The sequence below is a fragment of the Archangium gephyra genome, from assembly GCF_049060025.1.
In the GTDB taxonomy this organism is placed as follows: domain Bacteria; phylum Myxococcota; class Myxococcia; order Myxococcales; family Myxococcaceae; genus Archangium; species Archangium gephyra_A.
Window position 1 is genome coordinate 3,338,915 of record NZ_JBMEQQ010000002.1, and the last position, 24,125, is coordinate 3,363,039.

Genomic DNA, 24,125 nt, shown 5'->3' on the forward strand with positions numbered 1-24,125 from the left:
AAGTCCCCACCGCGTTGTCCGGAGGGGTCCTGCTCTCTAATTTCCCGGACCCGAAGCAACACTCCCAGTCACACCCGCACGAGGACGAACCATGACGCCTGCCTCCCAGATGCCGATGCCGATGCAGTCCGGAATGAACCCCATGATGGGCATGAACCCGATGCCGATGATGGGCATGAACCCGATGATGGGCGGCATGATGGGCATGAACCCGATGATGGGCGGGATGAACCCCATGATGATGGGCGGCATGATGCCCATGCCCATGCCGATGATGGGCGGCATGATGGGCATGAATCAGATGCCGATGATGGGCATGAACCCGATGATGGGCATGAACCCGATGATGGGCGGCATGCCGATGATGATGCCCATGATGATGCGCATGCCGATGATGGCCCGGATGACCTGTGAGATGGGCAAGGACGGCATGATGTGCCGGATGATGCCCATGGACGCCGGCCAGATGGAGATGATGAAGGAGTGCTGTGACGCGATGAACTCCATGATGGCCATGGGAATGCCGATGATGATGATGTGCAACGGCATGCCCATGATGATGGCCACCGCGAAGTAGTACGGGCCCCCAGGGCCTGAAGCACGAGAGCCGGCGAGAGCCCCACGGGCCCGCCGGCTCTTCGTGTTTCCGGGGACGTTGCGAGGCCCTTACGCGGCCCACCGCGGGTCGCTGACCTTGAGCCGCGCCAGCTTGATGCCCGAGTAGGCCTGGCGGAGCTGCTGCCAGGTCCACATCTTCTTGCCCTTCCACAGCTCTGGGTTCTGCCACCAGCCCGGAGGCGGCTTGAAGCCGAACTTCTCGGCATTGCCCAGGCCGCGGAAGCCGACGCCGTTCAGCTCGTAAGCCGCATTGGCTTCGAGGGTGAGCACGACGCCATTGCGCTGTGCCACGATGAGGTAGGTGTGGCCGCCCTCGTTGGGTTGCAGGCGTTTCCAGCCCTGGACGATCGTCCAGGGCGGCGGTGGCGCGCTCAAATCCTGGATCGGCGTGGCCATGCCCGCCTCGAGGACCGCCGTGACCGGAGAGAAGAGATCCTTTCCGAGGATCATCATCTGCTCGTGGCGCTCCAGGCTCCATTTGAAGCGTCCGGGCATGGCATCCTCCCAGGCCTTGACGAGCAGCGCCTCGACGAACGTGCAGCAATTGATCTTCGGCTCCGTCCGCCCGGTGGGCAGGGTGACACCGGGCAGCGGCCACGGGTAGCTGATGTTCTTGGTCAAATCGTACCCGTAGCCGCGGAAGTCCTTCAGCCGCGCCACGAGGAAGGACTCGGCGATGGTCATTCCGTCCCGGGCGACACTGGCGTCCGCGGACGCCGGGGGGCAGCTCTCCGTCACCAAAGCATAACGCTGGTTCTTCCAGCGTGAGCAGATCCATGCCTGTCCGGTGCCAATCCCTGGCGTAGACAGGAGCAGGAAATCGGTGTCGTTCGAGGGGAAACCCTGGCGATCTTCGAGCACGTTGAACTGCATCGGCTTCAGCAGGCCGCATACCTCCGAGTCTGTATTCGGTTGATCAAAGCACTTGAGTTCCTGACTCAGTGTCGCGACCTTGCCGTTGTGCATGCTGCTCCTCAATCGATGGGAAGCAGACCCACGTTTCCGTGCAAGGGTTGTGAGAGGATTCACGGGTGAGACGTGAAACACCTCGTTGCCTTGGCGCATGGGCCTTTTTGGAAGTGCGGACCTCGTGAGGGAGGCGGCACACTCCTCTTGGGACGCACCAGCGGCGACGTTGTGAAGCGGACGGCGTCAACGCCGCCACGGACGCTCTCCGGAGGAGTGCCTGCCAGTTCTCCTGGGATTCCGGCCACTTACGCCGCCCCCTGCCCCATACCGCGGGATTTCGAAGGACCGACCGATGAGTTTCGCGGCCGGGGGCAGTCCATGAGGCAAAACATCGTTTCCTGGAGGAACCCCGTGTCCGCGAAGCTCATCGCCACCCTGTTGCTCGTCGTCGCCGCCGGTGCCGTCGCTGCCCCGAAGGCGGGCAAACCCAACGCCCCCGGCCAGTACGCGAAGGTGAACGGCCTCGAGCTCTATTACGAGATCCACGGCTCGGGCCGGCCGCTCATCCTGCTGCATGGGGGCCTCGGCTCCAGCGGGATGTTCGGAGAGAACCTCCGTGCGCTCGCCAAACACCGGCAGGTGATCGCCGTTGACCTGCAGGGCCATGGCCGCACCGCGGACATCGATCGTCCGCTGAGCGTGGAGCTGATGGCGGATGACATCGCCGCGCTCATCAAGCACCTCAAGCTCGGGCGGGTCGACCTGATGGGCTACTCGCTCGGGGGCGGAGTGGCGCTCCACACCGCGATTCGTCACCCGGCGGTGGTGAACAAGGTCGTCGCGATCTCGGCGGCGGTCCGGCGAAGCGCGTACCACCCGGAGATTCTGGCGCAGCAGGCCCAGGTCAACGAGGGCGCTCTCGAGATGATGAAGCAGACGCCGATGTACCAGAGCTACGTCGAGAGCGCGCCGCGTCCGCAGGACTTCGGGCGGCTGCTGGCCAAGATCGGCGAGGCGATGAAGCAGGACTTCGACTTCTCGAAACAGCTCGCTCAGCTCCAGATGCCGGTCCTGGTGATGGCGGCGGACTCGGATCTCTTCCCGCCCTCTCACGCGGTGGAGATGTTCGGCCTGCTCGGCGGCGGCAAGCGTGACGGCGGGTGGGACGGCGCGGGCCGGCCGAAATCGGCGCTCGCGATCCTCCCCGGGCTCACGCACTACAACATCTTCGCGGATCCCCGAATCGTCACCACCGCGCTCCCCTTCCTCGATGAGGCAGCGCGATAGCTCGGGCCGTTCGTCGGAGCTTGCCCGGCGCAAGAAGCTCGCTTCCGAGGGGTAGCGCGTCGAGGGCGCTGACGGCTCGCGGAGCATTCCCGTCTCCACCTGGGGAACGGAGACGCTATGCTCCCACGCCCCGACACCATGTCCGCCTCACCCCTCACCGCAGAGCAGGCCCTCGCCCTCGCACCGGACACCTCGGTGGCGTCCGCCGGTCAGAAGCTGGCCACCGAGCGCTCGTGGCAGGGACTCGGCCGGGACGAGCGCGCGGCCTGGGGCGAGTGCAAGGGCAGCGCCCTGTACCAGGTGCGCGTCGACCTCTCCGACCTCGCCACGAAGTGCACCTGCCCCAGCCGCAAGTTCCCCTGCAAACACGCCGTCGGGCTCCTCCTGCTCGTCTCCGCGGAACGGCTCCCCTCGGGCACTCCCCCGGAGTGGGTGGCCGAGTGGCTCGGCAAGCGCTCCGCCACCGCCGAGCGCAAGGCGAAGCGCGAGGCCGCCGGTCCCGAGGGCGCCGCTCCCGCCGACCCGGAGGCCAAGGCGAAGCGCACCAACGAGCGCCACACCCGCGTCCAGCGGGGCCTGGAGGGCCTGTCCCTGTGGCTGGAGGACCTCGTGCGCAACGGCCTCGGCGGGCTGGAGGCGGAGACCGCCCTGTGGAACACCCAGGCGGCGCGGCTGGTGGACGCACAGGCCCCGGGGCTCGCCTCCCAGGTGCGTCAGCTCGCGGCGCTCCCGGGCAGCGGCCCCGACTGGCCCCGGCGGATGCTGGACCGGCTCGGGCGGCTCGCGCTCGTCACCGAGGCCTGGAAGAAGCTGGACGAGCTCCCTCCCCTCCTCGCGGCGGACCTCCGCTCCCTGGTGGGCATCTCCCTGCGCGAGGAGGACGTCCTCGCTCAGGGCGAGCGCGTCACGGACTCCTGGGTCACCGTCGGCCAGGAGCTCGAGGACACGGAGCGCGTCCGCACCCAGCGGACATATCTCCTGGGCGCCACCTCCGGACGCACGGCGCTCGTCCTCCAGTTCGCGGCCGGCCCGGGCGCGCGCTTCGCCGAGTCCTTCCTGCCCGGCACCGCGTTCCCCGCGGAGCTGGTGTACTGGCCGAGCGCCGCACCCCAGCGGGCCCTGGTCCACGAGCGCAAGGGCGAGATCCGCCCCCATGTGGAGCCCCTGCCCTCCGTCACCCTCGAGGGGCTCTGCCAACTGTTCGCCGGCGAGCTGGCCCGGAACCCCTTCCGGGAGCGCACGGCGGCGATGCTCGGCGCGGTGGTGCCGGTGGTGGACGGTGGGCGGCGCTGGTGGCTCCGGGATGCCACGGGCGCGGCGATCCGCCTCGGTGCGTGCGACCGGTGGCGGCTGCTCGCGCTCTCGGGAGGCCGGCCCATCGACCTCTTCGGTGAGTGGGACGGAGACGAGCTCCGGCCCCTGAGCGCCCGCGTGGAGGGACGCCTGCACCCGCTGGGAGGCCCGTCGTGAACGAACTCGACACGCTGACACGCCTCGCCACGCTCGGGACCGCCCGCTCGCCGGAGCCCGAGGCCCTGCCCGGTCTCGAGGGCCAGGTGCTCCGCGCGCTGGAGGGAATGCCGGCGGAGAAGCGCCTCCTGCTCGCGGCCGGAGTGCGCGCGGTAGGCCGGGCCGCGGGGCGGATGCTTCCCGTGCTCGAGGCTCCGCGGTGACGTGGCCCCGGCCGACACGCTGGAGGTGTGCCCGCCCCGCGTGAGCGCCGTCCTCACGGAGCTGCTCGTTTCCAACGATGGGGACGTGCTGCGCGAGGCCTTCGAGCGGATGACCCGCGCCCGCCGCCGCATCCCGCCCGAGCTGCTCCCGCGCGTGTTCGGACTCAAGGACCGGGCGGTGCGCGCGGCCGCGGAGCCGGTGCTCGGTGAGCGGGGCCCATGGCTCGCCCGTCAGAATCCCGAGTGGGGCCTCGCCACCGCCCCGGCCGCCGACGACACCGCCGAGGCCGAGCGCGTATGGGCCGAGGGAGGCCCCGAGGAGCGGCGCGCGGTGCTCACCCAGGCCCGGAGCGGCGATCCGGCGCGCGCCCGGACGTGGTTGCAGAGCACCTGGGCGCAGGAGAAGGCCGAGCACCGGGCCCGGTTCCTGGCCTGCCTCGACGTGGGGCTTTCCCCGGAGGACGAGGCCCTGCTGGAGCTCGGCCGGAAGGATCGGGCGGCGGCGGTGCGCGAGGTGGCTCGCTACCTGTTGGCCCGGCTGCCCGGCTCGGCCTTCGCGCGGCGCATGGCCGAGCGGGCGCGAGCCGTGCTCGTCTGGGAGAAGCCCGGCACGCTGCGCGTCCACCTCCCGGACAAGTGGGACGCCGAAGCCGAGCGCGACGGTCTGGACAAGCCCCCCGCTGGCGTCGGCCAGAGCGAGCACTGGCTCATCCGGCTCCTGGAGGCCGTGCCCCTTCGCGACTGGGAGGGCTGGTTCGAGGCCACCCCGGAGCAGCTCCTCGCCGCCGCCGCGCGAACGGACCACGGGGTGGCGCTCTCCGAGGGCTGGGCCCTCGCGCTCCGGCTGGGCACCTCCTCGCCCTGGGCCTCGGCCCTGCTCGCCTTCTGGTCCCGCTGCGAGTCCAAGGTGCTCGACGCCGAGCGGGCCCAGATGCTGGCCGTCTCCGTGCTCGAGCAGCTCCCGCCCGACGAGCGCGCCGCACGCACCCTGCGCATCCTGGCCCGTGCCGAGTCCCTGCCCTCGCTCGATCGGGCGCTCCCGCTGGTGCCCGCGCCGTGGCCCGCGAAGCTCGGCTACGTGTGGCTCCAGGCGATCCGCGAGCTGTATGACCCGAGCACCCGGGCCACGGCCCTCCTCGGAGCCCTCCGGCAGGCCGCCATCGCCCTGCCCCCCGAGTGTCTGGCGAACGCCACCGACCCCTACGAGCTGCCCCCACCGCTGTACCGCTGGAGCCAGGAGATGCACCGCTTCCAGCAGACCGTCTCGCTGCGCCGCATCCTGTACGAGGAGCTGAAACCGTGACCGCCACTGCCCTTCTCCGCCAGCACGCCGAACAGCAATACGCCGAGGAGCTGGCCGAGCTCGCCAAGGCCGACGACCGTCCGAAGCCCGAGGGTTGGAAGCTCTCGCCCTGGGCCGTGCGCCTCTACCTGCTCGGCGGCCAGCTCCCGAGCGGCTTCAAGGTGGGCGCCAAGTACATCGGCAACGCGCGGCTGGTGGAGATCGCCGTGGCGACGCTCGCCACCGACCGGGCCCTGCTGCTCTACGGCGTCCCCGGCACCGCGAAGTCCTGGCTGAGCGAGCACCTCGCGGCGGCCATCTGCGGGGACTCGACGCTGCTGGTGCAGGGCACCGCCGGCACGGACGAGGCCGCCCTGCGCTACGGGTGGAACTACGCGCGGCTGCTGGCCGAGGGCCCCTCGGAGAAGGCGCTGGTGCCGAGCCCGGTGATGCGCGCCATGCGCGAGGGCAAGCTGGCGCGGCTGGAGGAGCTGACGCGCATGCCGGGCGAAGTGCAGGACGCCCTCATCACGCTGCTCAGCGAGAAGACGCTGCCCGTGCCGGAGCTGTCCTCCGAGGTCCAGGCCCACGCCGGATTCAACGTCATCGCCACGGCGAACAACCGGGACCGGGGGGTCAACGAGCTGTCGAGCGCCCTGCTGCGCCGCTTCAACACGGTGGTGCTGCCCGTGCCCGACACGCTGGAGCAGGAGGTGGAGATCGTCGAGAAGCGCGTGGCCGAGCTGGGCCGGACGCTCGCGCTGCCCGCGGAGAAGCCCGCGCTGGAGGAGATCCGCCGGGTGGTCACCCTCTTCCGCGAGCTGCGGGGCGGCGCGACGGTGGACGGCGCGACGAAGCTCAAGACACCCTCGGGCTCGCTGTCCACGGCGGAGATCATCTCGGTGGTGAACGGCGGCCTGGCCATGGCGGGCTACTACGGTGACGGCGTGCTGCGGGCGCCGGACATGGCGGCGGGGCTGACGGGCGCCATCGTGAAGGATCCGGTGCAGGACCGGGTGGTGTGGCTGGAGTACCTGAAGACGGTGGTGAAGGAGCGCGAGGGCTGGAAGGACCTCTACCGCGCCTGCATGGAGGTGCTGTGAGCGCGGAGATGGGCGCGTCGTTGCACGTGCTCGGTGTGCGGCACCACGGCCCTGGCAGCGCACGCAGCGTCCGGGACGCCCTGGAGCGGCTGCGGCCGGACGTCGTGCTCATCGAGGGCCCTCCCGAAGCGGACGGGCTCCTCCCGCTGGCGGCCCATGCGGAGATGAAGCCGCCCGTGGCGCTTCTCGTCTACGCCGTGGACAAGCCGGCCCAGGCCGTCTTCTACCCCTTCGCCGTCTTCTCTCCGGAGTGGCAGGCGATCCAGTACGCCGTGCAACGCACCCTCCCGGTGCGGTTCATCGACCTCCCGCAGAGCCACCGGCTGGCGCCCGAGGAGAAGGAGGAGGCGCCGGAAGGCGAGGACGCCCAGGAGGACGCGCCCCCGCACCGGGGAGATCCGCTCGGGGCGCTCGCACAAGCGGCGGGCTACGAAGACGGGGAGCTGTGGTGGGACCACCTCATCGAGCGGCGCCGGGAAGCCGAGGGCGTGTTCGAAGCGGTGTTGGAAGCCATGACCGCCCTGCGCGAGGGCGAGGGCGAGCTGTCCCCGCACGAGGCCCGGCGCGAGGCCCACATGCGGCGGAGCATCCGTCAGGCGAAGAAGGACGGCTTCCAGCGGATCGCCGTCGTGTGTGGCGCGTGGCACGCCCCGGCGCTCGTGCAACAGCGGCCCGCGCGCGAGGACGACGCCCTGCTGCGCGGACTGCCGAAGGCGAAGGTGGCCGCCACGTGGATTCCCTGGACGTATGACCGGCTCGGCTGGCGCAGCGGGTACGGCGCGGGCGTGGAGTCCCCGGGGTGGTACGCGCACCTGTGGCTCACGCCCCATCGCCCCGTGTCTACCTGGGCGACGCGCATCGCGCACCTGCTCCGCGGCGAGGGGCTGGACGCCTCCTCTGCCAACGTCATCGAAACGGTGCGGCTCGCCGAGGCGCTCGCGGCCCTGCGGGGCCTGACCTCCCCGGGACTCTCGGAGCTGCGCGACGCCTCGCTGGCCGTGCTGTGTGGGGGAGACCCGGCCCCGCTGGCGCTCGTCCACCAGAAGCTCGAGGTGGGCACCGGGCTGGGCGAGGTCCCCTCCGAGGTGCCCTCGGTCCCGCTCGCGAGAGACCTCGCCGCGCGGCAGAAGTCGCTGCGCCTGCCGCCCTCCTCCGAGAGCAAGCTCCAGGAGTTGGATCTGCGCAAGGACCTGGACAGGGAGCGCAGCCGCCTGTTGCACCGCCTGCGGCTGCTGGACATCGCCTGGGGCACGCCGGAGGAGGACCCCCGGAAGCTCGACGGGCACCTTCCGGGAGACGTGGCGCCTGAAGTGGGAGCCCGAGCTGGCGGTGCGCGTCGTCGAGGCGAGTCTCTTCGGGAACACCGTGGAGTCGGCGGCCTCGGGGCGTGTGGTGGCGCGGGCCTCCGAGGCGGCCGAGCTCGGCACGCTGACCGCCCTTCTCGATGCGTCCCTGCTCGCGGAGCTGCCCGGCGCCATCGACACCGTGCTGCGCCACGTGCAGGCGCTCTCGACGCGCTCGGCGGATGTTCCGAAGCTGATGGAGGCGTTTCCGGCGCTGGCACACGCGGTCCGCTACGGCAGCGTGCGCGAGACCCCGACCGGACCCATCATCGCCATCGCCGACGGGCTGTTCGAGCGAATCCTCATCGGGCTGCCCGGCGCGTGCGTCTCGCTGGATGACGAGGCCGCGCACCAGCGCCGCGATCAGTTGCGAGCCATGTATGCCGCGGTGGCGCTGTTGGAGGGTGCGGAGCGCGGCGAGGCATGGGCGGAGGCCCTGGGGCAGCTCGTGCACCGGGATGCCGTTCACGGGCTCGTGCGCGGGGCGGCGCTCCGGCTGCGAGTGGAAGCTCGGGAAGGTCCAGGACGAGGAGCTGGGCACCCTCTCCCGGAGGGCGCTGTCCCCGGCCGTGCCTCCCGCCGAGGCGGCGGCGTGGCTGGAGGGGCTCGTGTCGGGGAGCGCGCTGCTCCTGCTCCACCGGCAGGAGCTCTGGGCGGCGCTGGACGGGTGGCTCTCGGGCCTCACGCGGGAGTCCTTCGTCGAGCACCTGCCCCTGGTGCGGCGGGCGTTCGCCGACTTCAGCACCTCCGAGCGGCGCGCCATGGGAGAGCGGGTGAAGCACCTCTCCTCCGCCACGGCGCGAGGAGGCGCGAAGGAGCTCATGGAGGAGCTGGATCCACAGCGGGTGGCGCGTGTGCTGCCGGTGCTGTCCACCATCCTGGGGGTGCAACTTGGCGAAGCCGGTTGAAGAGGAGCGGCTGGAGCGCTGGCGGCTCGTCCTGGGCGAGCCCGCGCAGCCGGCGCTGGGCGTGTCACTCGGGGAGACCGAGCTGCGCATGGACCGGGCCCTGTCGGCGCTGTACGACTCCGAGCGCAAGGGGGGCCTGGGAGGCTCGTCGCCGCACGTGACGCGCTGGCTGGGAGACATCCGCGAGTACTTCCCCGCCTCGGTCGTGCGCGTCATGCAGGGCGACGCGATGACGCGGCTCGGGCTCACGGAGATGCTGCTCCAGCCGGAGATGCTGGAGGCGGTGGAGCCGGACGTGCAGCTCGTGGCGACGCTGCTGTCGCTGCGCAAGGTGATTCCCCAGAAGACGAAGGAGACGGCGCGCAAGGTGGTGCGCAAGGTGGTCGAGGAGCTGGAGCAGCGCCTGCGGGCCCCGACGGAGCGGGCCGTGAGGGGCGCGCTGTCGAGATCCTCGCGCACGCGCCGGCCGAGGGCCGCGGAGATCGACTGGAACCGGACGCTGCGGGCCAACCTGGGCAACTACCAGCCGGAGCGCAAGTCGGTGGTGGTGGACAAGCTGGTGGGGCACGGGCGCAGACGCTCGAGCCTGCGAGACGTGGTGCTGTGCATCGACCAGAGCGGCTCCATGGCGCCCTCGGTCGTCTACTCGAGCATCTTCGGGGCGGTGCTGGCGTCTCTGCGCGCGGTGTCCACGCGGATGGTGCTCTTCGACACCGCGGTGGTGGACCTGAGCGCGGAGCTGTCGGATCCGGTGGATCTGCTGTTCGGCACGCAATTGGGAGGCGGCACGGACATCGACCGGGCGCTCGCGTACTGCCAGCAGCTCGTCACCCGGCCGGCGCAGACGATCCTCGTGCTCGTCACGGACCTGTACGAGGGAGGCAACGCGCAGCGGATGCTCCAGCGGGCCGCGGAGCTGGTGCGCAGCGGCGTGGTGGTCATCTGCCTGCTGTCCCTGAGCGACCAGGGAACACCGTCCTATGACGGCCACCACGCCGCGCAGTTCGCGGCCCTGGGCATCCCCACCTTCGCCTGCACGCCGGACCAGTTCCCGGAGCTGATGGCGGCGGCCCTCCAACGGCAGAACATCGGCGCCTGGGCGGCGCGCAACGACATCCAGCTCGCGCGTCAGGGGTGAAGCCGCTGGCTCGGCCGGGGACTGGCCGTGGGATGGACCCGGCCGCTGAGCGAGCAGGCATCAGCGGCGGGGACGTCCTGTGCCGGGTTGCTCACCCCCTGGGTAGGGCCCAGCTTTCCTTCATGGAACTGCCCGTCATGCCTCCGGTGTCGCCCATGCTCGCCAGGCTGGAACGAGAAGCTCCCGGGGGAAGGCGAGGTGCTCTACGAGCCGAAATGGGATGGATTCCGCGCCATCGTCTATCGCGACGGGGACGAGGTCATCCTCGGCAGCCGCAACGAGCGGCCGATGACGCGCTACTTCCCCGAACTCGTCGAGTCGATCCGCACGCATCTGCCGCGCCGCTGCGTCGTCGACGGTGAAATCGTCATCGTGGGCGAGGACGGCGGGCTCGATTTCGACGCGCTGTTGCAGCGCATCCACCCGGCGGCTTCCCGCATCCGGAAGCTCTCCGTGGAGACGCCCGCCTCGTTCGTGGCTTTCGACCTGCTCGCGCTCGACAAGCGGGACTTGCGGCCACGGCCCTTCCACGAGCGCAGGACGTTGCTCCAGAAAGCCTTCGCGGGGGTCCGGGCGCCGATTCACCTCACGCCCGCCACGCGCAGCCGCGAGGTGGCCGAGGCCTGGTTCCGCCGTTTCGAGGGCGCCGGGCTCGATGGCGTCGTCGTCAAGCCGCTCGCCCTGCCGTACCTCGAAGGCAAGCGCGAGATGTACAAGGTGAAGCACGAGCGCACCGCGGACTGCGTCGTCGGTGGCTTCCGCTGGCACAAGGACGGCAAGGGCATCGGCTCGTTGGTGCTCGGCCTCTACGATGAGCAGGGCACACTGCAGCACGCGGGCGTCGCCACGAGTTTCGCCGCGAAGCAACGGGTGAAGCTCGCCAAGAAGCTCGAGCCGTACCGGAAGCGGGCGATGGAGACGCACCCCTGGCGCGAGTGGGCGGAGGTGGAGGGCGACGCCGTCCGGATGCCGGGGGCCCCGAGCCGCTGGAGCGGGCAGCGCGACCTGAGTTGGGAGCCCGTGCGCCCGGAGAGCTCGTCGTCGAGGTGGCGTACGACCACCTGCAAGGCATGCGGTTCCGTCACGCCACGCACTTCCGAAGGTGGCGCCCGGACCGGACGCCGCGCTCGTGCACCTACGCGCAATTGGAGCGCTCGGTCCCGGCCGAGCTCGCCAAGGTCTTCGCCTCCGAGTCCGACGCCGCCACGGCCCCTTGAGTCCGCTCAACGAGTCCGCTCAACGGCTTCCGCCGCGGCGCGGCTGCCGCTTCGCACGGGCCGCGAGCGCCGGCTTCGCGCGGAGAGCGCCCTCGCGGGGCGGTGCACGGAGCGGTTCGTCCTTCTGCTTCTCGAAGTGCGGAGGGAATGGGGCTTCACCGAGCCCCTCGGCCTTCTGCCGCTCGGAGAGCTCGAGAAGGCTGTCGAGCGTGAAGGCCCGCGCATCCATCTTTTCCCAGACGTCGCCGAGCTTCTTGTAGCGCCGGGGCACCGTGGCGAGTGTGAGCGCCTCGGGCTCCACGTCCGCGACCTCGTCCCAGCGCAGCGGGCAGGACACACGCGCTTCGGGGTTGGCCCGCACGGAATAGACGAACGCGATGGTCCTGTCCTTCGCATTCTGGTTGAAGTCCACGAACACCCGCCGGCCGCGCTCCTTCTTCCACCAGGCGCTCGTCGCCTGGCGAGGCATGCGCCGCTCCACCTCCCGCGCGAGCGCGAGCGCGGCGTGGCGGACCTGGGTGAAGTCCCAGAGCGGGGCGATCCGGACATAAACGTGCATGCCGCGCGACCCGGACGTCTTCGGGTATCCCACCAGCCCGTGCTCCTCGAGCACCTCGTGCACGCACAGGGCGACCTCGCGCACGGTGGAGAAGCGCACGCCCGGCTGCGGATCGAGGTCGATGCGAAGCTCGTCCGGATGCGAGAGATCGCTCCGGCGTACCGGATGCGGGTTGAAGTCCAGACAGCCGAGGTTCACCGCCCAGACGACGTGCGCCAGGTCCACCGGGCAGAGCTCGTCCGCGCTCCGGCCGCTGGGAAAAGTCACCTCGGCGGTTTGGAGCCACTCGGGCGCGCCGGCCGGTACCCGCTTCTGGAAGAAGAATGCGCCTTCGGCGCCGTCCGGGTAGCGCTTGAGGGCACACGGGCGCTCGCGGACGCCGCGAAGCAGGCCTTCACCAACGGCCAGGTAGTACTCGATGAGGTCGAGCTTCGTCTCGCCGCGCGCGGAGAAGAAGACCTTCTCCGGCCGGCTGATGCGCACGGGACGACCCGCGACCTCCAGGTGGGTGAACGCGTCGGACATGTCCAGAAGTTAGACCCCCCCTGAGCTGGGTGACCGAAGGGAGGGGGGGAGGGCCCGGCTGCCCGGCGCCATCGCGTGCGAGCCGGCTCTTCACCAGTCAACAGAAGGAGCCGCGCTCCGGGGGAGAGGCCGGCCCCCGCCGCCGGTTGGCGCGTCACCCGGCGAACGAGAGCCGTCCCGTGGCTTGGGCGGGGCCTTGCCAGCATCCTTACCTTGGCGGCCATGACCACCCTTACTGTCGACAATCCGTACACTGGAGACGTCGCCTGCTCCGTCCCGCTCGCGGACGAGGCAACCGTCAACACCGTCCTCGATCAGGCCCGCGCCGCCGCCAAGGCCGCCCGCGCGACCCGCCTCTCCGAGCGCAAGGTGTGGTGCGAGCGCATGGTCGCCGCCATGGAGGCGCGCGCCAACGACATCGCCCTCGATATCTCCCGGATGATGGGCAAGCCGCTCGGGCAGGCACGCGGCGAGATTCGCGGAATGGCCGAGCGCGCCCGCTACATGATCTCCATCGCGGACACGGCGCTGGCGGACCTCGTGCTGCCGGACAAGGCGGGCTTCGAGCGGCGCATCGTCAAGGAGCCGCTGGGGGTGGTGCTGGACCTTCCCGCCTGGAACTACCCGCTGCTCACGGCGGTGAACGTGGTGGTCCCGGCGGTGCTGGCGGGCAACGCGGTGGTGGTGAAGCACTCGCCGCGCTCGCCGCTGTGCGGGGAGCACTTCGCCCGGGCCTTCGCCGAGGCCGGTGCGCCCCCGCACCTCGTCCAGGCGATGCACTGCGACCACCCCACCAGTGAGCGCATGATGGGAGATGCGCGCGTGGACCATGTCGTGTTCACCGGCTCGGTGTACGGCGGCCAGCGGCTCGTCCAGGCGGCCTCCCAGCGCTTCCTCCACATGGGCCTGGAGCTGGGCGGGAATGACCCGGCCTACGTGGCGCCGGACTGCGACTTCGACAAGACGGTGGAGAACGTGGTGGACGGCGCCATGTACAACGCCGGGCAGAGCTGCTGCGCGGTGGAGCGCGTCTACGTGCACCGCTCCCTCTACAAGCGCTTCCTCGAGGCCTGTGAGGTGCTGGTGCGGGGTCATGTGCTGGGCGATCCGCTCAATGACAAGACGACGCTGGGGCCCATCGCCCAACCGAACCACCCGGCCGAGCTGGAGCAACTGGTGGAGGATGCCCGGCGCAAGGGCGCCCGCGTGGTGGCCGGCGGCAAGCGGACGCAAGTGGACGGCCGGGGCCGCTTCTTCGAGGCCACGCTGCTCGCCGACATGGACCACTCGATGCGGCTGATGAAGCAGGAGTCCTTCGGGCCCCTGCTGCCCATCGCGCCGGTGGATTCGGACGAGGAGGCGCTCGCGAAGATGAACGACTCGGAGCTGGGCTTGACGGCCAGCGTGTGGACGAAGGACCGCGAGCGCGCTGCCCGCTTCGCGGCCCAGCTCGAGTGCGGCACCGTCTACATGAACCGCTGCGACTCGGTGGATCCGGCGCTGCCGTGGGTGGGCGTGAAGAACTCGGGGCGCGGGCACAGCCTGAGCGCGCTCGGGTTCGACCAGCTCACCCGGCCGAAGTCCATCCACTTCCGGCTGTCGTTCTAGTCCGGCACAGGCCATCAGGAGAAGCGCTCCTTGAAGCGCCGCTCTCCCTCCGCGGTCCCGATGAGGATGAGCTCGCTTCCGTCGTCGATGGGCCGGGCAGGGTCGGGATTCACGACGGTGCCGCCGGGCGTCTCCAGCGCGATGACGCTGCAGCCCGTCTCCTCGCGGATGCGGGTCTCGCGCAGCGAGCGGCCCAGCACCCTGTCCGAAGCGGGGTAGCGGAACACGTCCAGTCCCTCGGCCAGCATCACCACGTCGCCCTTCTCCAGCACGTTGAGGATGGTGTTGGCCCCCATGGATGCGTAGGACATGACGAAGTCGGCGCCCGCCCGGTGCAGCGTGGAGACGTTCCGCTCCAGCGTGGCGCGGCTGATGATCTGCATGTCCGGCCGCAACCGCCGGCAGTAGATGGTGAGGTAGATGTTGATGGCGTCGTCGCTGGTGGTGACGAGCGTGGTGGGGGCCTCGTCAATGCCGGCCCGCTTGAGCACCTCGAGATCCGCGGCGGACCCCACCACCATGTGCTCGAGCCCGTGCGCGGTCTCCGGCTTCTGCTCGACGATGCGGTAGGGCACCTCCCGCTCGCGAAGGGAGGCCGCCACCGCCTGGCCCACGCGCCCGCCGCCGAGGATGAGCACCGGGCGGTCGAACACGTTGTAGATGACCACCAGGCTGTCGAAGTGCTCCAGCTGCGCGTCGGTGCCCGCGAGCACCAGCACGGTGCTGGACTCGATGCGGGTGTCGGGATGAGGAATGGAGAACTGCCCGCGCTGCCACACGCCCACCACGTTCACTCCCGTCACCTCGCGCAGGCGCGACTCCGCGAGCGTCTTGCCCACGAAGGGAGTGCCGATGACCGGGGCCTCGGCGATGACCAGCTGGCCGAAGCGCCCGATGACGTTGGCGCGCACCTCGCCAGCCAGCGTGCGCCGCGCCAGCGAGCGGCCCAGCATGTCCGGGAGCTGGATGACGTGGGTGGAGCCGGCCAGCTCGAGCACGTCCACCGACTCCGGCTTGCGCGCCAGGCTCGCGATGGGGACCGTCTCGGTCAGCTCGCGCACGGTGAAGGCGATGTTGGTGTTGAGGAAGTCGTCGCCGGTGGCGACCAGCAACGCCGCCTCCCGCACCCGCAGCCGGCGGTACGTCTCCTGGTCGTCGCGCGGCCCCACCATCACCCGAATGCCCCGGTCGTGCAGCTCGAGCGCCCGTGCGACGTCGTCCTCCAGGACCACGTACGGCCGCCCGTAGAACTCGAGCCGGGGGATGAGGGACATCGTCACCGCGTCGTAGTGGGTGAGGATGACGTGCCCCGCGGCGTCCTCCGGCAGCGACCTGGGCGCCCGGCTCTGCCGCTGCGCCTCCATCCACGGGGCGTAGAAGAACTGGATGAAGGTGAAGGGCAGCAACACCAGCAGGAAGATGATGCCGGAGACCAGGACGACGACGGAGAAGGCCCGGCCCAGGTCCGACTGGAAGGTGATGTCCCCGAAGCCCAGCGTGCTCATCACCGTGAGCGTCCAGTACAGCCCGGTGAGCCACGAGTGCTGCTGCCCCTCGCGCGCCATCAGCACGTGGAACAGCACGGTGAAGACCACCACCAGCAGCAGCAGGACCAGCAGCAGCCGCAACAGGGCGCGGACGTTCTGCCGCGCCTTCGCATCCCGCAGGAAGTACGCGAGCTCGGAGGACAGGAACTTCATGGCCCCCACATTCCGTCGCCGGACGCCGCATGTCGAGCCATTTGCCCGGGGGAGATGAGCCCCTTGTTGTTCCACAGGTCCGCGTACCGGGGCGCGAACTCCAGTCCCAGCTCACAGGAGATGGTGGCCTGCTCGTAGTTCCCCTTGTCGAGCTCATGGACGCCCTGGGGCAATACAAGTTTAAGCTGCAAACCACGCCATTCTGGTGCTAGTCTCCGTCACCAGGAGGGCAGTGGGATGAGTGTTCGTCGCAACCTGGTGCGAGCGTGCGTCACCGGAATCCTGATGGTGCTCGGCGCGTGCACGGATTCCCCGAAGGGGCCGGACGCCGCGGATGGTGGAGATTCTTCCGGCGGTGGCGGTGGCGGTGGCACCGAGCGCTCGCCGAACCTGATTCCCCAGGAGGAGCTCTTCGCCTGCAGCGGGGCCCTTTCCGACGCCCCCACCCGCCTCCGCCGCATCAACCGGTGGCAGTGGACCCGCAACGTCGGCGGCTCCGTGACGCGTGGATGGACCGGCTTCAGCTTCTATGACAACCCGCTCGATCCGAATCCGCGCTCTCCCTACGGCACCTACGCCGCCGACGACACGGTCGACGAGTCCATGGTCGAGATCATCCTCCCCATCGTGGACGAGTACGGCGCGACGTGGGCCGGGCCCTACACCGGCTCGAACAGACTCGAGCTGCTCCGCGAGGACCGGTCGTTGCGTTGCATGTGGGAGCAGGCCCAGCCGAGCGCCGCCTGCATCCGCAACTACCTCGCCACGCTGCTGGAGCGGGGCGTGTTGTACCGGCCAGCACGCGCGGATGAGCTGGACCGGTTGGCCGCTTTCACCCAGTCGGTGCTCGCGCAGGAGGCCAGCGATGGAGGCGGGGACGCACGCACCCACAGCCTCTCGCGCGTCGTCACCGCGGCGTCATTGATGAGCGGCGCGTTGTTCCGCGAGGAGCTGGGCACGCCGTCCGGCAACGGCCGGGTCGAACTGGGTGACTGGGAGCTCGCGCAGCAGCTCGCCTATGCGCTGGGAGACCGTGGCCCGGGCGCGGTTCCCACCTGGAGGTGGCCCGAGACCTCCGCCCCCTCCATCGGCCACTACGGAGACATCGCGAACGCGGCACGCGATGGAGGGATTCGCTCGCCAGCGGTGGTGGGCTCGCTGATCGCGCAGCACACCGGCGGCGTCGATGCCACGCGCTTCGATCTGGTCCAGGACTTCGGAGAGGAGGATCGTCCCCGCCGGGGCCAGTACTGGCTCTCCGATGGCACGGCGAACTTCTTCCGCCAATGGCTGGGCTACACGGAGGTGGAGGCCATCTTCAAGGAGCGTCCGGAGGCGACCAGCGCCTTCGATGATGGGGAGCTGAGCGGCTACCGCGCGCAGGCCTCGGCCTGGGAGAATCTGCTCTCCGGCTACTACGGCTACGAGTCGACGCTCATCCAGCAGATGGACGGCTTCGTCGCGCGCGCGGTGGTGAATGACACCGAGGTGCTCGAGACCCTGCTGACCTCCCGGCAATTCTTCCTCGCCGCGACCCGGGACTCGGGTTTCGACGGCAACGCCACGCGCTACACGGGCCAGCCCTACGGAACCACCGCGGAGATCGCCGCCACCCCCGAGGCGCGCTGGCGGATGCTCCCGGACAAGGAGCGCGCCGGAGTGCTCACCCACCCGGCGTGGCTGGCCTCGCATGGCGGAAACTTCGAGGACGACCCCTCGGCGGTGCACCGGGGCAAGTGGGTGCGGGAGAACCTGCTCTGCGGCTATGTGCCACCGCTCAGCGAGGTGCGGGTGATGGCGCAGGTGGGGCCTCACGCGCCGGACCAGAACGCGCGGGCACGGCTCGAGGCCGCCACCGGCAAGAGCGAGTGCCAGGGCTGTCACGCGCTGATGAACCCTCTCGGCTACCCGTTCGAAATCTACAACCATGCCGGCTACCTGCGGACGAGGGACCACGCGCCCGACGGGGGATGGATGGCGCCCACCGGACAGGTGACGTTGAGCAACCTGCCGGACCCGGGCTTGAACGGACCTGTGCGGGATGCGGTGGAGCTCAGCGAGAAGCTCGCCACCTCGGGGTACGTGAAGCGCTGCTTCGTCCGGCACGTCTTCCGCTACTACATGGGCCGCGACGAGAACCGGAGCGACGCCTGCACGCTGGTGAAGATGGAGCAGGCCTACGACCAACACAACGGCTCGTTCAAGGCGCTGCTGTCGGCCCTGATGACCAGCAACACCTGGACGACGCGCCGCGAGCCGGCGCAGGGAGAGTGACCATGCTGACCCGACGCGCGTTGCTCAAGTCCGCCGTGGCCACGGGATTGTTCGCGCCGTTCTACCGCGAGGCGCTCGCCCAGACGGTGAAGCCCATGCGGCTGGTGCTGGTGCTGGAGTGCAACGGCATCTACCCCGAGGCGTTCCTGTCCAGCGGGACCCGCACGGCCCTCGGTCCGAGGATCGGCAGGCGGCACAACTTCCTCGACGTGTATCCGGAGACGCCCCTGCTGCGCACGGGCGATGACCTCTCCAGCGCGCTGTGCCTGGGGCCCCTCGCCGGAGGCAGCGGAAAGCTGTCCCTCGAGAACCGGGCGGCGGTGTTGCTCGGGCTGTCGTCGCTGATCGCCGGAGGGGGGCACTCGTCGGGAACGGGGGCACTGAGCTGTGCGGTGCATGGCTCGGCCGCCACCCTGGATGCGGTGCTGGCGCCGAAGCTCAAGCGCACCGCGCCCTTCGACGCCATCCGGCTCGGCACCAGCTCCGCGCGCACGCCGATCGTCTACGAGACGTGTGCGTACGGTCCGCGCAGGCCCGCCGGCATCCTGGTGAACCCGATGCTCGCGTACAACACCATCTTCGGCTCGCTCTCGGCCGGCACGGCGGTGGGTCAGGAGCGCCGGATGCTCTTCGATTTCGCACGCGAGGACGTGAAGGCCGCGCTCGGGACCTTCAAGGGCAACTCCCACGAGCGCACGAAGCTGGAGCGGTACCTGGCCTCGCTCGAGACGCTCCGTTCCAGGGAGACGCAGTTGCAGGGAATGGCGGCACAGGTGATGCCGCTGCTGCCCCCCCACCCGTCCGTGAACCCGTTGCTCGTGGGAGGCAGCACCCCACCCGACTCCCTCAAGTGGCTCGAGGCGCAATTCGAGATCGCCACCACCGCCCTGCTGGGCGGACTGACGAACCTGGTGGTGCTGGCGGCGGGGACCTCGGGCTTCGACGTGGCCTATGACTCGAGTATCGCGAACGCCGGGCGGCACGACCTCCAGCACGGCATCGACACCGCGGCCAACTGGACCGGCATCGCGGCGGTCACCCGTCAGCACGTGGCCCTGGTGGCGAAGCTCGCCCGCGCGCTGGCGGCGTCGCCGGAAGCTTCCACGCGTCCGGCTCGATGCTGGATCACACGGTCATCGTCTTCATGTCCGACAACGGCGAGCAGCACCACTCGGAGGCGCGGGAGTGGCCCAAGCTCGTCCTCGGAGGCAATGCGCTGGGGCTGAAGACGGATGGCCGGACCGTGGTGTATCCGGCCGAAGGCAAGGCACGGAATCGCCAGGTGTCCAACCTGTTCAACACCCTGGGCCACGCCTCGGGCGATACCGGCTTCAACACCTTCGGGGCGGAAGGACCGACGCGGATCGCTCCAGGACCCCTGTCGGAACTGCTCGGTGCCTAGGCACGCAAGCGCCTAGCCGACCGTCTCCGCGTACGTCATCACCAGGTACATCACCGCTTCCGTGTTGCCCGGGTTGCGGTAGACGTGCGCCACGTCCGCCTCGAAGAGGATGGCGTCTCCCGTGGTCAGCACGTGGTGCTCGTCGTCGCGGTCGATCTCCACCGTCCCCGCCGTCACCACCAGGTTCTCCAGCGTCCCCGGCGGGTGCGCGTCCGCCCGCTCCTCCGCGTGCGCGGCCAGCCGCAGCTCGTAGAACTCCACGCGCCGGGGCTCGTCGAACGGGAAGAGCGCCCGCGAGCTGAAGCTCCCATCATGGGACGCCAGCCGCTTGGACTGCGCGGTGCGCATCAACCGCGTGCCGCTCTGGGCCGTGGTGCTGATCAACGCCGAGAACGGGATGCCCAACGCCCGGGCGATCTTCCAGATGACGTTGATGGTGGGCGCGCTCTGGCCCAGCTCGATCTGCCCCAGCATGGCCCGGCTCACCCCGGACGCCTTGGCGAGCCGCTCCAGGGACAGGCCCCGCTGGGTGCGCAGCCGGCGCAGGTTGCGGCCGACGATGGGCGCCAGGTCCGTCGACGCATCCGCGTGCGCCACCTCGTAGGCCCACTCCTCCTCGGAGGGCGGGGCCTCGGGCGGGGGAGCCTCCACCTTCCTGGCCCCCTGCTCCTTCTTCTTGCCCCTGCCCTTCGCGGCGGGGGCCGTCGCTTCTGTGTCCTCCGCCGTGGGAGGGGTGTTTTCCCGGACCGATTTCACGTGGGCCAGACCATGACCCACACCCACACCGGCGTCCAGAGGCTCATGGGGGCGGGCGACCGAGTCGACGAAGGCCTGGACTCACGCCGCTTCCGGAACTCATCGAGATTGATCACTTCGGCAGCCGAGCTCATGACAGATGGTTTCTCCGATAGCGGAACCATGTCCGTAGGAACGGACGAACGCAATATCCGTTTTAACGGACGTCCTGTCAATGCCATGCCCCGCCGGGAGGCCAGCCAGGCCTGGCGAGCGCCTGGAGCGCCTCCCGGGTCCTCCGCGCTCAGCGGCCGCCGTGCGAGGCCAGCCAGGCCGTCACCTGGGAAGCCTCGGGGGCCTTGTGCGCCTGGAGGAAGGCGCCGTGGGCCTGGGTGGCCAGCTCCCGCGCGCGCTCGTGGCCCGTGCCCGCGTCCCAGAGGGCCCGGGCCAGGAGGAAGCGGACGTCCGCCGCCGTCTCCGGGGCGATGCGCGGGGAGCCCGCCAGCGCCACCGCCCGCTCCAGCGCGGCCACTGCCTGGGCCGGAGCGTTCAGCGCCAGGTGGCACCTGCCCAGGCCCGCCAGCGGCTCGAACAGATCCGGGTGCCCCAGCGGGCTGTCCTTCTCCCGCAGGGCCAGGGCCCGCTGGTAGTGCGAGAGGGCCTGCTTGTGCTGCCCGCCCTCCAGGTGCCAGGCGGCCAGTCCCTCCAGCGCGGAAGCGGTCTCGAAGGACTCCGGGCCCATCTCCTTCTCCGCCAGGGCGAGCGCGCGCTGGAGGTGCGGAAGGGCCTCGGCGCGGCGGCCTCGCGCCCGCAGGGCCTCGGCGAGGTGGGTCAGGGCGTAGACGACGTCGGGGACATAGGGCGGCTGGAGCGACTCCGCCAACTTCAGCGACTGCTGCAAGCGTTCCAGGGCCTCGGCCTTCCTGCCCAGGCCCTCCAGCGCCTCCCCTACCCGCAGCAGGCTGGCCGGAAGCTCCGTGTGCTTGGGCCCGAAGACCTTCGTGCGGATGGCCAGGCCCCGCTCGGCGGCGGCGAGGCACTCGGCGTACTGGCGCAGATCGCAGTAGCTGTCGGCCATGGAATTGACCGTCGAGGCCGCCTCCGGGTGCTCCGGCCCCAGGCCCGCCTCGCGTGCCGTCAGGGCGCCCTGGAAGTAGCGCAGCGCCGCCGCGTCCTCCGCGAGGTTCTGGGACAGGCGCCCCAGGTTGTGCAGCGCGTTGCCCGTCTCCGGATGCGTGGGGCCCAGCGCCTTCTCGTAGATGGCCTGCGACTGGACGAGCTGCTGGCGCGCCTCCTCGTACCGGTTCAGCTTGATGAGCGCGGCGCCCAGGTTGTTGAAGCCCGCCGCCACCTCCGGGTGCTCGGCCGGGTAGACCTTCTGGCGCAGGGCCACCACCCGGCGGAAGTGCTCCAGGGAGTCGTCCATCCTGTCCTCGCGCAGGAGGATGGCCCCCAGCGCGTTGGTGACGAAGGCCTCGATGCGGTCATCCCCGCCCATGCGCTCGAGCACCGCGCGGGTGTGCTCGGCCCACTCGCGGCCCTGCTCGAACTCCGCCTGGAGCATCCCCGAGCGCACCAGCCGCGCCGACGCCGAGGCGATGACCTCGTCATGGCGGCCGGCCTCCGCGGCCCACACCGCCTGCCGCAGCGAGGCCTCGGAAGCCACGAACTCCCCGGCCTTCTCCTCCAGGGCGCCGCGCAGCTCGAGCACCTCGGCCTGCAGGGGGCGGTAGCGCGGGGCCTCGGCCTCCTGGGCGAGCGTCCGGATGCGCTCCAGGGCGGGCTTGAACTGGCCGCTGTCGAAGAGGGCCCGCGCCTCGGCGAGCCGCAGCCGCAGTCGCGCCACCTTCTCGCGGGTGGCCGGGTCCTCCGGCGGGCGGACGGTGGCGCGCAGGGCCTCGACGTTGGCGCACCCATCCAGCGGGGGCAGCGCGTGGGCGGCCTTCGCGGCCTGATCCACCAGGGGGGCGTCGGCGCGGGAGTACACGTCCGTGAGGGCCTGGAGCGCGTGCAGCCGCCGCTCCAGACAGGCCATGCGCAGCGAGAGCACCTCGTCGGACTGCTCGCCGCGGACGCGGGTGGCCTCGCAGGCCTCGGCGTGCATGGACACCCAGCCCTGGGAGTACGTGTCCAGCACCTGCGCCGTGCGCGTCCAGGACTCGTCCGCGTTGGGCTTGCCGGTGGCGCGGAAGGCCTGGCCGAGCGCTTCCTTGCGCGAGGTGTCCCACAGCCCCTCCAGATGGCGGGCGCCACCCCGGCAGGGCTGCTCGGCCGCGTTGTGCATCTGCAGCGGCAGCCCCACGCCCAGGGAGAGCAACAGGAGGCCACCGGCCACCAGCCAGTGGCGCTGGCGCATGGGCAGCGTCTGGCCGAGCGCCTCGAGCAGCGCCTCCATGGAGGGGAAGCGCTGCTCGGGCTTGGGGTCCAACCCGCGCAGCACGAGCCGCCGCAGGCTGGCGGGCACCCGTGCGTCTCGGGGTGGCTCCGGGGTTCGCCAGGTGGAAGGCGGGCCTGGAGTCCGGCCATGGGGCCGCTCGCCGTAGAGGGCCTCGTAGAGGGACACGCAGTAGCTGAACTGGTCCGAGCGCGCGTCGAGGATGCCCCCGCTGTAGAGCTCCGGCGCCATGTAGGCCGGCGTGCCGATGACGAGGCCCACCCGGGTGAGGGGCGTGTCCAGCGGCGAGCCGCTCCGCTCGGGCAGGGGCATCTCCGGGGGCAGCTCCGGGAGCGGTGGCATGGGCTCCAGGGTGGCCGAGGCCTGCCGGGCCAGGCCGAAGTCCAGCACGCGCACCCGCCCGTCCTTGCCCAGCAGCACGTTGTCCGGCTTGAAGTCGCGGTGCACCAGTCCCGCCGCGTGCGCCGCCGCGAGCCCCCGTCCGGCGGCGATGAAGACCTCGACCACCTCGCGCCAGGGACGCGGCCCCTGCTTGAGCCAGTCGCGCAGCGAGGGCCCCTCCACCAGCTCCATGGCGAGGAAGACGCGCTCGCCCCACGTCCCCACGTCGAAGAGGGAGATGACGTGGGGGTGGGCCAGCCGCGCCAGGGCCTGGGCCTCGCGCATCAGCCGGGCCTGGCCGCCGCTCTTCTCCACCTGATCCGAGCCCGGGTGGAGCAGCTTGAGGGCGAGCTTGCGATCCAGCTCGGGGTCATACGCGGCGTACACCACGCCCATGCCGCCGGCGCCGAGCTTCTCGAGCACCATGTAACGGCCCACGGTGGCGCCGCGCGGGAGCAGCTCCTCGGGAGGGGTTTCGGCCAGCGGAGCCGGCGAGGCCACCACGTTGGTGGGCACATCCTCCGACGAGGCGAGGGTGCCACTGCGCACCAGCAGCCGGCTGCACGAGGGACACTTCTCCGCGTGCGCGAGCAGCCGCGCCACCTCCACCTCGGGGAACCGTCCCGACAAGGCCTCGCGTACGGAGCCTTCCTCGGGGCAGATGCTGTCGTCGATCGGGCTGTCAGCCATGGGCTTTCCCCTATGTGCCCCCGCATTCTCACCCGAGGTGTGGAGGATTGGCTACCCCGGAAACGGGGGAAGACGGGCCAGCCCCGTGCGGAGAAGGAGCTGGCTCGCCCACCTGGGGAGCTGACGTAGGCTGGAGGCCCGGAGACGACGCGAGTGCCTGGAGATCCACGCGACCACATCCCCGACGTGCGAGACGGCCTCACCCGGGCCGAGCGCATCATCCTCCACACGCTGCACCAGCTCGAGCGCGAGCGCGGGGGCCGCTCGGTGCCGACGGCCATGCTCTACGGGTACGTGGTGGAGCGCCTCGACATCGGCCCCGATGAGTTCCAGGACATCGTCACGCGGCTGGTAGGACGCCGCGTGCCGTGAGCGCCG

General features: G+C 70.6%; 19 protein-coding genes and 2 pseudogenes. 15 read left to right on the top strand and 6 right to left on the bottom strand.

The features are described from left to right. The first annotated feature begins 91 nt into the window (after positions 1 to 91). Positions 92 to 577 carry a hypothetical protein gene (locus ACN28I_RS14400; protein WP_420942605.1) on the top strand — a complete coding sequence of 162 codons (486 nt, stop codon included), beginning with the start codon at positions 92 to 94 and terminating at the stop codon, positions 575 to 577. 89 nt (positions 578 to 666) lie between these two features. Here ACN28I_RS14400 and ACN28I_RS14405 read toward each other — a convergent pair whose 3' ends face one another. Next, the gene (locus tag ACN28I_RS14405; RefSeq protein WP_420942606.1) at positions 667 to 1,584 is read right to left on the bottom strand and encodes a hypothetical protein; all 918 of its coding nucleotides are present in this window, start codon (positions 1,582 to 1,584) and stop codon (positions 667 to 669) included. 354 nt (positions 1,585 to 1,938) lie between these two features. Between ACN28I_RS14405 and ACN28I_RS14410 the strand changes: the two genes are divergently transcribed. The 10 genes and pseudogenes from ACN28I_RS14410 (at position 1,939) to ACN28I_RS14455 (ending at position 11,478) form a co-directional block, all read left to right on the top strand. Continuing rightward, entirely contained in the window at positions 1,939 to 2,814 is an 876-nt protein-coding gene (locus ACN28I_RS14410; RefSeq protein ID WP_420942607.1) for an alpha/beta fold hydrolase, read from the top strand. A 117-nt stretch (positions 2,815 to 2,931) separates the two neighbouring features. Beyond that, the gene (locus ACN28I_RS14415) at positions 2,932 to 4,284 is read left to right on the top strand and encodes an SWIM zinc finger family protein (protein WP_420942608.1); all 1,353 of its coding nucleotides are present in this window, start codon (positions 2,932 to 2,934) and stop codon (positions 4,282 to 4,284) included. Continuing rightward, complete coding sequence (locus ACN28I_RS14420) at positions 4,281 to 4,487, top strand: hypothetical protein (protein ID WP_420942609.1); 207 nt, start codon at positions 4,281 to 4,283, stop codon at positions 4,485 to 4,487. Before ACN28I_RS14415 ends, ACN28I_RS14420 begins: the two co-directional genes overlap by 4 nt. A 1-nt stretch (position 4,488) precedes the next feature. Beyond that, the gene (locus tag ACN28I_RS14425) at positions 4,489 to 5,790 is read left to right on the top strand and encodes a DUF5691 domain-containing protein (protein ID WP_420942610.1); all 1,302 of its coding nucleotides are present in this window, start codon (positions 4,489 to 4,491) and stop codon (positions 5,788 to 5,790) included. Next, positions 5,787 to 6,872, top strand: a complete 1,086-nt coding sequence (locus tag ACN28I_RS14430; RefSeq protein ID WP_420942611.1) for an ATP-binding protein — start codon at positions 5,787 to 5,789, stop codon at positions 6,870 to 6,872. Before ACN28I_RS14425 ends, ACN28I_RS14430 begins: the two co-directional genes overlap by 4 nt. A gap of 8 nt (positions 6,873 to 6,880) precedes the next feature. Next, positions 6,881 to 8,663: pseudogene (locus ACN28I_RS14435) on the top strand (DUF5682 family protein); the annotation flags it as partial. A 10-nt stretch (positions 8,664 to 8,673) separates the two neighbouring features. Next, positions 8,674 to 9,123 (top strand): DUF5682 family protein, encoded by a 450-nt coding sequence (locus ACN28I_RS14440; RefSeq protein ID WP_420942612.1) that lies wholly within the window; start codon positions 8,674 to 8,676, stop codon positions 9,121 to 9,123. After that, a complete protein-coding gene (locus ACN28I_RS14445) occupies positions 9,107 to 10,261 on the top strand; it encodes a VWA domain-containing protein (RefSeq protein ID WP_420942613.1) in 1,155 nt (384 codons plus the stop codon). The genes ACN28I_RS14440 and ACN28I_RS14445 overlap by 17 nt, the downstream gene beginning before the upstream one ends. 198 nt (positions 10,262 to 10,459) lie before the next feature. After that, positions 10,460 to 11,236, top strand: a pseudogene (locus ACN28I_RS14450) (ATP-dependent DNA ligase); the annotation flags it as partial. A 35-nt stretch (positions 11,237 to 11,271) separates the two neighbouring features. Continuing rightward, positions 11,272 to 11,478 carry a hypothetical protein gene (locus ACN28I_RS14455; RefSeq protein WP_420942614.1) on the top strand — a complete coding sequence of 69 codons (207 nt, stop codon included), beginning with the start codon at positions 11,272 to 11,274 and terminating at the stop codon, positions 11,476 to 11,478. A 19-nt stretch (positions 11,479 to 11,497) separates the two neighbouring features. Here ACN28I_RS14455 and ligD read toward each other — a convergent pair whose 3' ends face one another. Then, positions 11,498 to 12,562 carry a non-homologous end-joining DNA ligase gene (gene ligD, locus ACN28I_RS14460; protein WP_420942615.1) on the bottom strand — a complete coding sequence of 355 codons (1,065 nt, stop codon included), beginning with the start codon at positions 12,560 to 12,562 and terminating at the stop codon, positions 11,498 to 11,500. A 222-nt stretch (positions 12,563 to 12,784) separates the two neighbouring features. Between ligD and ACN28I_RS14465 the strand changes: the two genes are divergently transcribed. Beyond that, positions 12,785 to 14,170, top strand: a complete 1,386-nt coding sequence (locus tag ACN28I_RS14465; RefSeq protein WP_420942616.1) for an aldehyde dehydrogenase family protein — start codon at positions 12,785 to 12,787, stop codon at positions 14,168 to 14,170. A 14-nt stretch (positions 14,171 to 14,184) separates the two neighbouring features. On the opposite strand, the gene ACN28I_RS14470 is transcribed toward ACN28I_RS14465, so the two are convergent. Together ACN28I_RS14470 and ACN28I_RS14475 are read right to left on the bottom strand one after the other, a co-directional pair. Then, on the bottom strand, positions 14,185 to 15,870 hold the full coding sequence (locus ACN28I_RS14470) for a potassium channel family protein (RefSeq protein ID WP_420942617.1): 1,686 nt from the start codon (positions 15,868 to 15,870) through the stop codon (positions 14,185 to 14,187). Continuing rightward, a complete protein-coding gene (locus ACN28I_RS14475) occupies positions 15,867 to 16,061 on the bottom strand; it encodes a hypothetical protein (protein WP_420942618.1) in 195 nt (64 codons plus the stop codon). Before ACN28I_RS14475 ends, ACN28I_RS14470 begins: the two co-directional genes overlap by 4 nt. 46 nt (positions 16,062 to 16,107) lie before the next feature. Between ACN28I_RS14475 and ACN28I_RS14480 the strand changes: the two genes are divergently transcribed. Both ACN28I_RS14480 and ACN28I_RS14485 read left to right on the top strand, forming a co-directional pair. After that, positions 16,108 to 18,144: a DUF1588 domain-containing protein gene (locus ACN28I_RS14480; RefSeq protein WP_420942619.1), complete on the top strand. Its 2,037-nt coding sequence runs from the start codon at positions 16,108 to 16,110 to the stop codon at positions 18,142 to 18,144. A gap of 2 nt (positions 18,145 to 18,146) precedes the next feature. Further along, the gene (locus ACN28I_RS14485; RefSeq protein WP_420942620.1) at positions 18,147 to 19,370 is read left to right on the top strand and encodes a DUF1552 domain-containing protein; all 1,224 of its coding nucleotides are present in this window, start codon (positions 18,147 to 18,149) and stop codon (positions 19,368 to 19,370) included. Positions 19,371 to 19,558: 188 nt separating this feature from the next. On the opposite strand, the gene ACN28I_RS14490 is transcribed toward ACN28I_RS14485, so the two are convergent. Then, on the bottom strand, positions 19,559 to 20,302 hold the full coding sequence (locus ACN28I_RS14490; protein ID WP_420942621.1) for a helix-turn-helix domain-containing protein: 744 nt from the start codon (positions 20,300 to 20,302) through the stop codon (positions 19,559 to 19,561). Positions 20,303 to 20,585: 283 nt separating this feature from the next. Further along, entirely contained in the window at positions 20,586 to 23,747 is a 3,162-nt protein-coding gene (locus ACN28I_RS14495) for a tetratricopeptide repeat protein (protein ID WP_420942622.1), read from the bottom strand. A 153-nt stretch (positions 23,748 to 23,900) separates the two neighbouring features. On the opposite strand from ACN28I_RS14495, the gene ACN28I_RS14500 reads away from it, so the two are divergent. Next, on the top strand, positions 23,901 to 24,119 hold the full coding sequence (locus ACN28I_RS14500) for a hypothetical protein (RefSeq protein ID WP_420942623.1): 219 nt from the start codon (positions 23,901 to 23,903) through the stop codon (positions 24,117 to 24,119). The last annotated feature ends 6 nt before the right edge of the window (positions 24,120 to 24,125 follow it).